Here is a 231-nt window from a genome sequence, read left to right on the forward strand (position 1 = left end):
GTGGAGCCGAGTTTTTCGATATTGGTGCTGCCGCTGTCGCCATTGAAGGTCAGGCCTTTGTTGTCAACGGTAGTTTTGGCGTCTACGCCTTTTTGGATTTCGGCTTTGGTGCCGTCAGCCAAGTCGATGCTGTAGTTGGTCACATTGTTCGCGTCTGCTGCTGAAGCAGTGACGGTCACTTTGCTCGAACCGGCGCTCGCTGTCGTGCCTTTGGCGTTGACGGTGTAAACG

The 231-nt window shown here is 54.5% G+C and carries 1 protein-coding gene; it reads right to left on the minus strand.

The features are described from left to right. Positions 1–231: hypothetical protein (locus ACTHS3_RS18825; RefSeq protein WP_440368933.1), on the minus strand; the 231-nt coding region annotated here is incomplete at both ends.

The organism is Neisseria sp. P0009.S007 (assembly GCF_051962515.1).